The following is a 12,815-nucleotide window of genomic DNA, read 5'->3' as shown; positions in this document are numbered from 1 at the left end:
AAAATGAAAATCAGTATTATAAAATTATTCGCCTTATTCCTGCTGTTCACCAGCTGCAAAAAATACCTGGATAATGGTCAGTTGCCTGCAGGCACGATTGGTGGGGCAGACGCATATATATCAGACAATTCGATATCGGCAATTGTGACAGGCTCCCTGGCGGCGTTAAACTCCGACGGACCTGGTGGTTTCCCCGGCCTTACCGGTCTGTATGCAGACGAGTTGGCGCCTATGCCTAATACGTCAGCAAACAATACTATCAAGATGTGCTATGCAGATGCCATTTCGCCTGCTACAGTGAATTACTGGTCATCTACCTATAGCAAGATCTATGCTTTAAACCTGGCAATAGAAGGGATAAATGCTACAAATGCCCAGTTATATTTTAAAAATCAGTGGTTGGGTGAATGTTATTTTTTACGGGCATTCAATTATTATTACCTGACTAATTTGTATGGAGATGTAGCGCTGGCTTTAACTTCCGATTTTAATGTAACCAATAAGCTATCGCGTGCCTCACAGAATGATGTGTACCAGCAGATCATCAGTGATCTGAAGATGGCGGCTTCCCTGTTGCCAGCAACTTACAGGGATGGTTACGGGTCGGCAACATCTGACAGGGCCCGCCCCAACCTTCGCACAGCACAGTCCCTGCTGGCAAAGATGTACCTGGCTACAGGGGAATGGCAGCATGCGGCTGATATGGCCGATTCTGTGATCGCAGACAATGATACTTACAAGCTGGTACGGCTGGCCGATGTATTCTTAAAGAACAGCCAGGAGACTATCTGGTCAATGGCCATGATGAATGATGTGGTGACTACTGAATTCGAGAACTATAACAACTCCATGCCAGCTACAGTGACAACCGATCCTGTCAGCACTTACCTGGTACAGGTACAGTTAACGGCTGATCTGCTGAACAGCTTTGAACCTGACGATGAACGGTATACGAACTGGGTAAGGGCCACTACATATACCGGTATAACACCTGCTGCCACTTATTATTTTCCCAACAAGTACAAATCGGTGACCAATGGCGCTGAGCGGTCTATGATCCTGCGACTGGCAGACATTTACCTGGTAAGAGCAGAAGCAAGAACAGCGCTGAAAAACCTGGGTGGGGCGCAGGAGGATATCAATGTAATAAGAAACCGTGCAGGATTATCAAATACCACCGCTTCCAATGAAACAGACCTGCTGGCTGCCATTGCACAGGAACGCCGGGTAGAGCTGTTCACCGAAATGGGGAACCGCTTTTTTGACCTGAGACGCACAGGTAAGCTGGATGCTGTTATGCTGGCATCAAAAGGTAATAACATATGGGCCTCTTATAAACAATTCTGGCCAATACCACCAACGGAAATCACTTATAATCCTAACCTTACTCAAACTTCTGGATATTAGTAATGAAAAAAATTCTTATCGCAGGCCTGTCGCTTTTATTTGCAGGTCATACCATTGCACAGAGCCATTATACAATACAAGGGCAGCTTAGTAAAATGAAGACGCCGGCAAAGGCTTATCTGATCTATTCACTGGGCTGGACAAACGAGCGGGTGGCTGATTCAGCGGAGTTGTCCGGTGGCAGATTTACTTTCAAAGGAGTAGTTACAGATCCGGAGAAGGTAAGTATCGTGATCGGGAAAAGTGAAGATGCGATCACTTTCTACCTGGAACCGGGAGTGATCAGTATTAAAGGTACGGATTTGCTGCAGCATGCAGTGGTGAAGGGCGGGAAGATCAATGCGCAATATGCCGCTTATTACAGGGAGGTCCTGGCGCCGGGAGATGCGCTTTCCTTACAGCTGGACGAAAGTTATAGAAAAGCTACTGCCGGGCAGACGGTCGATAGTACGTTCATACTTACTTTGTATGATAAGGCAAAGCAGATGCTTAAGCAGCGGGATTCTTTGAAATGTGCTTACATCATGCATCATCCTGGTTCCTATATAAGCCTCGAGACATTGATAGAACTGGCTGGTCAGCTCCCCGTTACACAGACAGGGTCGTTATTCAGGCAACTGTCTCCGGAAATCAGAAACACTGTTGCAGGAAAAAAACTGGGCAATGAATTGTTTGATACCGGGCCGACGTCAATCGGGTCTATCGCGCCTGATTTTACAGAAAATGATGTGAACGGAAAACCGGTCCGTCTATCTGATTTCAGGGGGAAATATGTGCTGCTTGATTTCTGGGCCTCCTGGTGTGGCCCCTGCCGGGCAGAAAATCCCAATGTTGTTAAAGTGTATAACAAGTATAAGGACAGGAACTTTACCGTGCTGGGCGTATCATTGGATCAGGCAGGTAAAAGGGATGCCTGGCTGGCAGCGATACAGCATGACGGACTGCCCTGGACCCAGGTGTCGGACCTGGAGTACTGGAATAGTAAGGCTGCCAGGTTGTATAACATAAGGGCAATACCTCAGAACTTCCTGATAGATCCTTCGGGAAAGATAGTAGCAAAGAACTTACGGGGAGAGGCATTGGAAAGTGAAGTGGCCAGGCTTATTCATTAGGCTGTTATGTTGTGCACCGGTTTAAATTATTAGCAGGCCGCAGGCCAGATAGACATGCCCAAAAAATCAATTTGCCAAAGGCAAAATCGATTTTTGGGCATGTCTTTAGTATGGAGTATCTTATGGATGCACTGCATCCTGAAAGAAACTATATATATCTTTCGCCAGCAGCTCAGGACATTCCATCGCCGGAAAGTGTAAACCCTCATCATAAGAGCTCCACCTGTCAGGGTTACCCATAGGCCCTAATAATTTTTTCAGGAGTACGCCATCGCCGCCAAATGCTGCCATTCCCGACGGCACTTTTGGCGGGGCCCATGATTGTTCTGCTGGTTGTTGTGCATTGGCATCACCGCTTTGCGCATTCCAGTTAAACTGCATATTCATGCCATCGTACAATGTATAGGCAGTAGATGCGCCAAGTTTATTGAACCAGTAAATTGAAATATTGGTAAGCAGAAGATCTAACTCAATGGCATCTTCAGGCAGATGTTTCGAAGCATTTGTCCATGTCCTGAATTTCTCCATGATCCAGCTTAATAAACCTATAGGACTATCGGTAAGTGCATATGCCAATGTTTGTGGCTTTGTTGATAATATTTTCAGATAGGCAGTTTCATGTTTTTCATAATCCCTGAACGCGGAGATTTGTTTCTTTTCATCGTCTGAAAAGGATTGCAGGTCCTGTGGCAACATACCCATACCTGTTACAGCTGTGTAATCAGTATTTACATGCGTTCCCAGTAACCGGTGTCCAGCAACTGCAGATAACATGCCTGTAATGCCGGCGCCCATATCGGTACCATGTACTGCAAATTTTTCGTATCCTAATGTGGTCATCAGCTCTGCAAAAACCGATGCTATTTTTATCATGTCCCAACTTTCGTCACCTGTTGGGATGGAGAAGCCAAAGCCCGGTATGGAAGGAATGATCAAATGAAAAGAAACGGTCGGTTTCGTCTTATGCGGTAAAGGATTGGTAAGCAGATCAATTATTTTTATAAACTCAACAAATGAGCTGGGATAACCATGTATGAGCATTAATGGAATGGCGTCAGGATCGGCGGATTTAACGTGCAGGAAATGTATGGGTTGGTCATTTATACTGGCAATGTATTGCGGATACTGATTCAACCAGGCTTCCTGCTTTTTCCAGTTAAATGCTGTTTGCCAATAGTTCGCAATTTTTTGCAGATAAGAAACAGGCGCTCCACATTTCCAGTCATTGGTCTTTCCTGCCGGAAAGCGTGATAAGGCTAATCTTTGATTGAGATCATTAATTTCCTCCTGGGGAATGCTGATTGTGAACGGGCTGATTGTGTTATTCATACGTTTTAGTTTTGTTACAGTAAAGTTGCTTCAAAAACTATCAACACAATTATCCAAATGTCGGCAACAATGGTACTTTTTTCGGTAAGATATTATTGATGTTTCCGGTATGCGGCAGGCGTCAGGTTTTCTCTTTTTTTAAAAGCCTTGATAAAGTTCGAAGTTTCCGGAAAGTTAAGCCAGTTAGCTATTTCCTGTACAGACATAGTTGTTTGCCTCAATAGTGTTTTGGCTTCCAGGAATACTGTTTCATCGATCAGCGCTTTGGCAGGTTTTCCAATTTCGGCTAGCAGGATCTCACTCAGGTATTTGGAAGTTATGTTCATTTCCCTGGCATAAAAATCAACTGTTCGTTTTGTTAAGAAATGTTCAACAACAAGGCTTTGAAATTGCCGGACCAGCTTTTGTTTATGGGTAAGCCCATTCAGCTTATGAGTAAGGTCGATGTCGTACATTTTTTTTGCAAGCATCAGGATGGAGTAAACAATACCGGTCACAATAGCTTCATCATCCCTGAATGCTTTAAGGGTATTGAACAGTAACCTCATTTGCTTTAATTGCGCCGCATTTAATTGAATTACATGATTACCGCCGGGTAAGAAGAACGGAAGTGAATCCGGAAAACCGGCATGCAGGAAGTTCTTTAAAAAGTCCCGCGTAAACAGTACCGTATCTGTAAGCGCAGTAGATTCGTTCAGCCATTGGGAAATAGTGCCGGGGCCAATAGCAATACAACTGCCTTTACTTATTACATATTCATTGTTTGCAATACGAACAGTGTCTTTACCACCATAAGTTATACCTATACCATAGAAAAAATTGCGGATCGGGAAACGGATGTCTGCCACTTTAAACGTGTCATCGTCAAGCAACATATATTGGGTATTCGTTGCTTTAAAAAAATTATACTTTATATATTTGAAAATGTCGAATGATGCGAGGTTCATTCCCTTTCTCATATGGGCTGTATATAGGTTGATATGCTTATGTAAATTAAATCGTTGTAGAGCAGACTGCCAAAAATTGTTGACTTTTTAATTTTCTATCGGGATAATAGTATGAATATCCTTAATTTGTTTCCTGGCCGGCTGCAGGCAAAAACACCCCAAAAAATCGCTTTTACCGAAGGTAAAAGCGATTTTTTGAGCAATTTCTTCGCATTGAGCATGATAAAGCTTCTGACAAGGGCACTACCGTGAATTGCAGGTTTATAAATTTCCCGGTTATCAATTATATTTGGAGCCCAGCTGAAATTGTAGCTATAAACGGGCGCTGGTATAATTCCTTCCCTATGATGGGAGATTTTGAACAATGAAACGTAAAATGATAGAGTCTGTTTTGCATTATCTTAAATTTGTTTTTGTTGCAGTTGTTTTATTGCTGCTGCGGGGTTGGATTTTTGCTCAGAGCAACCATTACAATTTCTCCAAACTTGATATGTACAGCGGACTTTCACACAACCGGGTGAATGCCGTGCTGAAAGATCCTGACGGGTTTCTATGGTTTGGCACCACGGGCGGACTTAACCGTTACGATAGATACAAGTGCAGAATATTCCGTAAAAATCGCAATGATAGCTCTTCACTGAAGGATAACAATGTGCTGTCGCTTTATGAGCTTCCCGATAGAAAGATGTGGGTAGCAACAATGGGAGGAGCATGCATTTATAATCCGGATACAGAAGGATTTGAGCAGGATTATTTTAGATATTTGCAGCTCCTGGGGCTACCTCGTAGTACGATTGCGAATGTCGTAAAGGGGAACAATGGCAGATACTGGTTTCTTTACTATGATTTAGGTCTATATCTATATTCAGATATTGATAAAAGAGCAAAACCATTCGTCCGGCAGGATGCTTTGAATTCTCCAGGAAAGATCACTTCTGTTAAAGAAACAAAAGACGGAAAGTTATGGATCGTATACGAGAGTGGATTTTTGCAGCAATATGATATAGCATCAGATAAAGTTATATTCTCCAGCACCGTTTTACAGGAACAGCATAAAGGGAATAATTTCAATAGCCTTTTTATAGACAATGATGGAGATGTTTGGGTCTGGTGTTACACCTATGGCGTTTTTCTTTTTCATCCACAGGACAATACGATCAAACTGTTTAATAAAAATTCCTCTCCATCCAGGTTGAGCTCAGAAGTAGTAAGCCAGATCGTTCAGGATAACGATGGTATTATCTGGGTAGGAACAGACCATGGCGGCGTAACCCTGATCGATAAGAAAAACGGCTTCAAAACCAGTTACCTGCTGAATGATCCAAAAGATCCCAAAAGCCTTAGCCAGAACAGTATCAACGCAATCTATAAAGACGATAACGGCATTATCTGGCTGGGAACATACAAGCAGGGGGTAAATTATTTAAACAGCAACATCGTACAATTCCCATATTATCATCACCAGGAAATGAATGCAAAGAGCCTTCAATATGATGATGTAAACCGTTTTGTTGAAGACAGGTCTGGTAATCTCTGGATCGGTACCAATGGCGGAGGGCTCATCTATTTTGACAGGAAAAACAATACTTTCAATCAGTACCTGCATGATTCAAACAATCAAAACAGCCTGACGGCAAACGTAGTGGTAAGTTTGTGGATCGATCATACAGGTATGCTCTGGATTGGAACTTACCTGGGTGGTCTTGACAGTTTTGACGGTAGGAAGTTTACACACTACCGGCATGATGACCGCGATTCTTCCAGCCTGGGAGACAACAGGGTCTGGGAAATATTTGAGGACCGGGAGCAGAATTTATGGATAGGCACTTTGGGCGGCGGCCTGAATCGTTTTAACAGGAGCACAAACAAGTTTGACCATTATAAAGCCAGGGCAGGGGCTGTACTTTCCGATTATATTTCCAGTATCCTGCAGGACGGAAAGGGTAATTTATGGATCGGGACAAATGGCGGGGTGACCGTTTTTGAAAAGAATAAAAGTGTTCCGGTCTCTTATCAGCATACAAATAATAAGAATAGTTTAAGCAACAATGTTATTTCTTCTATCCTGGAAGACAGCAAAGGACGGATCTGGCTGGGGACTTCGGAAGGTTTGAATTTGTTTAACGAGCAGACAAAAGAATTTCAAATATTCACTACCTCAGATGGCCTGCCCGATAACATGATCCTGGATATTCTTGAAGATAATCATCAGACATTGTGGTTTTCTACACCCAATGGAGTGTGTAATGCCATTCCAAAACAAAATAGTAACGGACTTACCTTCTCTGTTATTAACTATGATGAGACGAACAATCTGCAGAACCGCGAATTTAATGACAATGCAGCACTTAAAACACGGGCAGGTGAATTGATCTTCGGAGGCCCTTTTGGTTTTAATATCATTGATCCGGATAACATAAAAAAGCGGGCTTATCATCCTAAAATTGTATTTACCAGCTTGCAGATCTTAAATAAAAATGTTGCCCCGGGAGAGCTGATCAATAACAGGGTCCTGCTGCCGCAATCTTTATCAAAATCACAGCATATAGACCTGAAGTATAAAGAGAACGTTTTCTCTATTGAATTTGCTTCACTTGATTTCGGCGGCAATACTTATAATAAGTATGCATACATGCTGGAAGGGTTTAATACAGACTGGTTTTATGCCGATGGCAGTGAAAGAAGAGCTACTTATACCAACCTTAATCCTGGTCATTATGTTTTTAAAGTAAAGGTCCTGGACAGGGATGGTTCCTGGAGTAGTGTTAAGACCTTGCAGATCAATATAGAACCGCCATTCTGGCGAAGCCCCCTTGCATATATTATTTATATATTGGTCGCTGCAGGATTGTTTTTACTTATCCGGCGTATTACTCTAGACAGGATACACATGCGCTTTGAAGTACAGCAACAACGCCGGGAAGCTGAAAGAGCCCATGCGCTGGAACAGTTAAAGACAAAATTCTTTACCAATGTGAGCCATGAATTCCGCACACCATTAAGTCTTATCATTGCCCCATTAGACAAGATCATTAAGCATACTACGGATGAAGAGCAGGTAAAGCAGTTAAACCTGGTGCAGCGTAATGCAAAGCGCTTATTGAACCTGGTAAACCAGCTCCTTGATTTCAGAAAGATGGAAGTACAGGAAGTAAGATTACATCCTTCTATAGGCGACATTGTAGGGTTTTGTAAGGATACCAGTTACTCCTTTACCGATATTGCGGAAAAGAAAAAGATCCAATTTTCTTTCTCAGCTAACATTGACAGCCTGGAAATTTATTTCGATAAGGATAAAATTGAAAAAATCCTGTTCAACCTGCTTTCGAATGCGTTTAAATATACGTATGATAACGGCGCTGTGGGGCTTAATCTCATCTATCAGCCACCCGTGAATAATGAAGGAGATGGAACACTTGCCATTGAAGTAAAAGATACCGGTATCGGGATCCCGGCCGGTCAGCATGAAAAGATATTTGAACGGTTCTTTCAGACAGAGGTCCCGGAAAGCATGGTGAACCAGGGAACCGGGATCGGCCTGGCCATTACAAAAGAGTTTGTAAAATTGCATAACGGGATCATCACTGTAAAAAGTGAGCCGGATCAGGGTACCTGTTTTACGGTGCTTCTTCCTGCAAAGAAAATCTATGAATCTTCGGCCCGGGCAGCAGCCTCCCCTTTACCAGCAGAAAATGGAGAACCATTGGAATTAGAGGAAAGTAAAAAGGGAGATAAGAGGAAAACCATACTCATAGTAGAAGACAATGAGGACCTTCGCTTTTATTTGAAGGACAACCTGAAAGGGCAATATCATATAGAAGAAGCCACGAATGGAAAAGAAGGCTGGGAAAGAATAAAACAGCTAAACCCTGACCTGGTGGTGAGTGACATTATGATGCCTTTAATGGACGGCGTTGAACTGGCCAAAAAAGTTAAGACCGAAACACTCACTGCCCATATTCCCATTGTTTTGCTTACAGCTATGGGAAGCGAAGAGAAACAGCTGGAAGGCTTGAAAGCCGGTGTGAACGATTACATTACAAAACCATTCACCTTTGAGATACTGGCTTCACGTATCAATAACCTGCTGGCACAGCAAAAACTGTTGCAGAAAAGGTTCCAGAAGCAGATTGAAGTAAATCCCGGAGAGGTTACAATAACCCCTGTGGACGAAAAATTCCTGAAACAGGCATTGGAAGCTGTTGAAAAACAAATAGATAACTCTGATTTTTCAGTAGAAGACCTCAGCCGTGAAATGTGCATGAGCCGCGTTACCTTTTATAGAAAGATAGTTTCGCTTACCGGCAGGTCGCCATTAGAGTTTATCCGTTCAATCCGCTTGAAAAGAGCTGCTCAACTATTGGATAAAAGCGGAATGTCAATTGCCGAAATTGCATACGAGGTAGGATTTAATGATCCCAAGATCTTTACCAAATTTTTCAAGGAAGAGTTTAGTATGTTGCCTTCACAGTATATAACAAACATTAAAAATAAAGACAATTAGTCTCCTCCCTCATCGGTTAGAAAAGATGAAAATCAGCCGTTTGTAACATTTAACCCCCCAGTTTGAAACATTCGACCGCCTGCTTTCAGACGGTCAGGTAATAGCTTTACAGTATTCTAATCCACGTGTATGAAATTGAGATTGGTGCTGTTTAGCTTGCTGGCTTCTGCATTCTTGAATGACTTATTGGCAGTACCACCTGTCTATACCAAACTTCCTGATGGCATAATACTTTTTACAGACACCCTGTTTAGGGCTGCCCAATACCTGGATTTAGATACAACATGCTATAAGACGTGATTTAAGGGAAGGAAAACATCTAAATATATAAATAAGAGCCAATTTAAATTCACACGTATGAAGTCAACCAAAATGATTCGCTCGCGAATGCTGCCGCTATTGGGTGCCCTTTTGGGAATCCTTTTCAGCATAAGCCTCTCTGCACAAACAATTAAGATAAGTGGTAAGATCGTCACTCAAAGTAACTCCACCCCGGTTCCCGGAGCATCGGTCAGCATTAAGAACGCCCAACGCTTCGCTATCACCGATGAAGCAGGACGGTTTACGATCGACGCGTCGACCGGAGACATATTAGTGATTACAATGATAGGTTACCAGAAAAAAGAAGTAGTTGTTGATAAAAGCACCTCCATTCAGGTGAAACTGGCTGAAAATGTTTCACAGCTGGAAGACGTGGTGGTAATCGGGTATGGCAAAATAAAACGGCCGGACGTTACCGGCGCCATATCTTCTGTTTCCGGTGATGAGATCCGTAAAACACAACCTGTAACCTTTGATCAGGCCTTGCAGGGAAAGGTTCCTGGGCTAGTGGCTCAACAAATATCAGGTCAGCCGGGTGGAGCGGTGTCCGTCCAGATCCGTGGCCTGTCTTCTTTTGGAGGAGGTGCGCCTATGTATGTAATAGATGGGATCATTATTGGCGGCACAGCCACATTGGGCGCCGGCGTCAATCCACTGGCCGGTATCAATCCTTCCGAAATTGAATCCATTGATGTATTGAAAGACGCATCCGCAACAGCAATTTATGGATCTCAGGCAACAAACGGCGTGATAGTAATAACAACCAAAAGGGGACAGGTAGCTCCGCCAAGCATTTCCTATGATATGTACACAGGCTACCAGCAGATACCTAAAAAATTGCCTGTCATGAATTTAAGGGAATATGCAGCTTTTATAAATGAAAGAAATACAGGCTTAGGCTGGGGGTTTGATACCCGGCCGGAGTTTGTAAATCCAAAATATCTGGGCGAAGGAACTAACTGGCAGAAAGAGCTTTTTAGAAATGCACCGATGTCCAACCATACGTTGACCATCAGTGGGGGAGACGCTAGGACCCAATACCTGCTATCCGGCTCTTATTTCAACCAGGAAGGTATTGCCCTTGGATCAGATTTCCGCAGGATCTCATTAAGACTGAACCTTGACAATAGAACAACCGATTGGCTAAAGATCGGCACCAGCCTGCAACTTGTTAGTATCAAAGAAAATGTGAATTCAACCAGTTCAAATGTAATTAATACCGCATTAAGCCAGACGCCGGATATAGCTGTAAAAAATGAGGATGGCAGCTGGGGCGGCGCCTATAATCCAAATGGATGGGTCAATAGTACCGTGAACCCATATGCGATAGCCCTTATTAATAAAGACCAGGCAAACAGGAAACAGCTTTTTGGTAATTTATATGCAGAAATTGCTTTTACCAAAGATCTGATCCTGCGCAATGAAGCAACAGCAAGCTTTTCAATGGCAACGGAAGACCGGTTTAATCCTTCCTATACCTTCGGCCTGGTGAAAAACAATACTAACAGCGCATCTTATAGTTTTTCGCAAAGCTTATATACAACCATAAGAAACTATTTAACCTATTCACATCTGTTTAAGAATAAATATAATGTCAATGTGCTACTGGGGCACGAAGCGCAGCTAAACACGAATGAAGCTTCTTCTGCCGGCCGGACAAATTTTCCATCCAACAGTGTGCAGGTAATCAGTAGTGGAGATCCTACTACCGCTACTAATTCCGGCAGCAAGGGGCAAAGTGCCCAGGAATCATACTTTGGCCGTCTAAACCTGGGCATCAATGATAAATACCTGTTTACCGCCAATGTACGGGCGGATGGTTCTTCCAAATTCGCTCCTGAAAACCGCTGGGTAACCACCTACTCAGGAGCATTTGCCTGGAAGCTGAATAATGAAAGCTTTCTGCAGGGAGTTAAAGCTATTAATGAATTAAAGCTGCGCCTGGGTTATGGATTAACAAATAATCAGAATATCCGGGACTATGCCTATACCTCAACCCTTGCTACGGTGGCTACCGGCCTCACAGGCATTGCACAGCTGACCCAGAATGTGGGAAATCCTTATGTGCAATGGGAAAAAACAAAATATGCGAACGTAGGGCTGGATGGTACTTTTTTTAACTGGAGATTGAATTTCGCCGTTGATTTTTACAACCGCAGGACCGATGGCCTTATATTACAGATCCCCCTGCCATTGTATTCCGGAACGGCCATTGGCTATGCACCAGGCTCGCTGGATGCCCCGTACGTCAACGTAGGTACAGTTAACAACAAAGGTTTTGACTTCAGGATCAGCTCAACCAATGTTAAAAGCAAAAATTTCACCTGGAAGACGGATGTAACCGTTTCACGTAATATTAACGAGGTGCTGAAGCTCAACACGGATGGTGCTTCACTGAATAAACAGTACAGCAAAACGGTTGTGGGCAGGTCTATTGGTGAGTTTTACGGATATGTTATTGACGGAGGCGTATTTGCAACGAAAGATGATTTTAAGAACCACGCATTGCCCACTAAAAATGGCGTACCCCTGCCGGTAGGCGCTGCCGGTGGTAGCATCTGGTATGGTGATCTGAAGTTTAAAGACTTTAACGGTGATGGCGTTATCAATGAACATGACCAAACGTTCCTCGGTTCTCCCATACCTAAGTACCAGATTGGTTTAAATAATACCTTCTCGTATAAGAATTTTGATCTGAATATATTTTTTGCTGCAAACATCGGCAATAAAGTATATAACCAGCTGCGTGTAAACGGAGAATACCCGGGAACAAGTTTTGGGTATCTCAGGGCACTCTCCAACTACGCAAAGCTGACTTTGATTGACCCGAACGGATCTGCTACAGATGTTAATAATGTACAGGTGACAAACCCTACTACCAGGATCCCCGGAATTAGAAATGATAATACCAATGATAATAACAGGAACTCTGACAAGTTTGTAGAAAACGGCACTTTTTTACGGTGTAAGAATCTCTCTTTAGGATATACCCTCCCTGAAAAGCTTATTGATAAAGCCAACATTAAGTATGTGAGAGTTTATTTCAATGTTTCGAATGCTTTCATTCTTACAAGCTACAAGGGAATGGATCCTGAGATCGGATCATGGGATCCGCTGTCTGCAGGTATTGACGGAGGCTATTATCCGCAGCCCCGGGTGTATACCATTGGTGCTAACATCAAATTGAGTAAGTAA

General features: G+C 43.1%; 6 protein-coding genes. 4 read left to right on the top strand and 2 right to left on the bottom strand.

All coding sequences use genetic code 11. The annotated features are described in order from the left end of the window. Positions 1-3: 3 nt before the first annotated feature. A complete protein-coding gene (locus tag GO493_RS12365; protein ID WP_198315694.1) occupies positions 4-1,407 on the top strand; it encodes a RagB/SusD family nutrient uptake outer membrane protein in 1,404 nt (467 codons plus the stop codon). A gap of 2 nt (positions 1,408-1,409) precedes the next feature. Beyond that, positions 1,410-2,519 (top strand): TlpA disulfide reductase family protein, encoded by a 1,110-nt coding sequence (locus GO493_RS12360; RefSeq protein ID WP_157306470.1) that lies wholly within the window; start codon positions 1,410-1,412, stop codon positions 2,517-2,519. Between the two features lie 120 nt (positions 2,520-2,639). Here GO493_RS12360 and GO493_RS12355 read toward each other — a convergent pair whose 3' ends face one another. Further along, positions 2,640-3,848, bottom strand: coding sequence for an epoxide hydrolase family protein (locus tag GO493_RS12355; RefSeq protein WP_157306469.1), 1,209 nt, complete (start codon positions 3,846-3,848; stop codon positions 2,640-2,642). 92 nt (positions 3,849-3,940) lie between these two features. Beyond that, positions 3,941-4,807, bottom strand: a complete 867-nt coding sequence (locus GO493_RS12350; RefSeq protein WP_157306468.1) for a helix-turn-helix domain-containing protein — start codon at positions 4,805-4,807, stop codon at positions 3,941-3,943. 478 nt (positions 4,808-5,285) lie between these two features. Here GO493_RS12350 and GO493_RS12345 point away from each other — a divergent pair, with 478 nt between their 5' ends. Together GO493_RS12345 and GO493_RS12340 are read left to right on the top strand one after the other, a co-directional pair. Next, complete coding sequence (locus GO493_RS12345; protein ID WP_157306467.1) at positions 5,286-9,299, top strand: hybrid sensor histidine kinase/response regulator transcription factor; 4,014 nt, start codon at positions 5,286-5,288, stop codon at positions 9,297-9,299. Between the two features lie 357 nt (positions 9,300-9,656). Then, positions 9,657-12,815 (top strand): SusC/RagA family TonB-linked outer membrane protein, encoded by a 3,159-nt coding sequence (locus GO493_RS12340; protein WP_198315693.1) that lies wholly within the window; start codon positions 9,657-9,659, stop codon positions 12,813-12,815.

Source organism: Chitinophaga tropicalis, assembly GCF_009758205.1.
Taxonomy (GTDB): domain Bacteria; phylum Bacteroidota; class Bacteroidia; order Chitinophagales; family Chitinophagaceae; genus Chitinophaga; species Chitinophaga tropicalis.
The sequence above is the reverse complement of the archived record's forward strand: the minus strand, read 5'-3'. Positions and strand labels throughout refer to the sequence as shown.

Excerpts from the sequence above, each read along its gene's own strand:
- GO493_RS12345 (WP_157306467.1), top strand. The coding sequence starts at position 5,286 with ATGTACAGCGGACTTTCACACAACCGGGTGAATGCCGTGCTGAAAGAT.
- GO493_RS12360 (WP_157306470.1), top strand. The coding sequence starts at position 1,410 with ATGAAAAAAATTCTTATCGCAGGCCTGTCGCTTTTATTTGCAGGTCAT.
- GO493_RS12350 (WP_157306468.1), bottom strand. The coding sequence starts at position 4,807 with ATGAGAAAGGGAATGAACCTCGCATCATTCGACATTTTCAAATATATA.
- GO493_RS12355 (WP_157306469.1), bottom strand. The coding sequence starts at position 3,848 with ATGAATAACACAATCAGCCCGTTCACAATCAGCATTCCCCAGGAGGAA.
- GO493_RS12340 (WP_198315693.1), top strand. The coding sequence starts at position 9,657 with ATGAAGTCAACCAAAATGATTCGCTCGCGAATGCTGCCGCTATTGGGT.
- GO493_RS12365 (WP_198315694.1), top strand. The coding sequence starts at position 4 with ATGAAAATCAGTATTATAAAATTATTCGCCTTATTCCTGCTGTTCACC.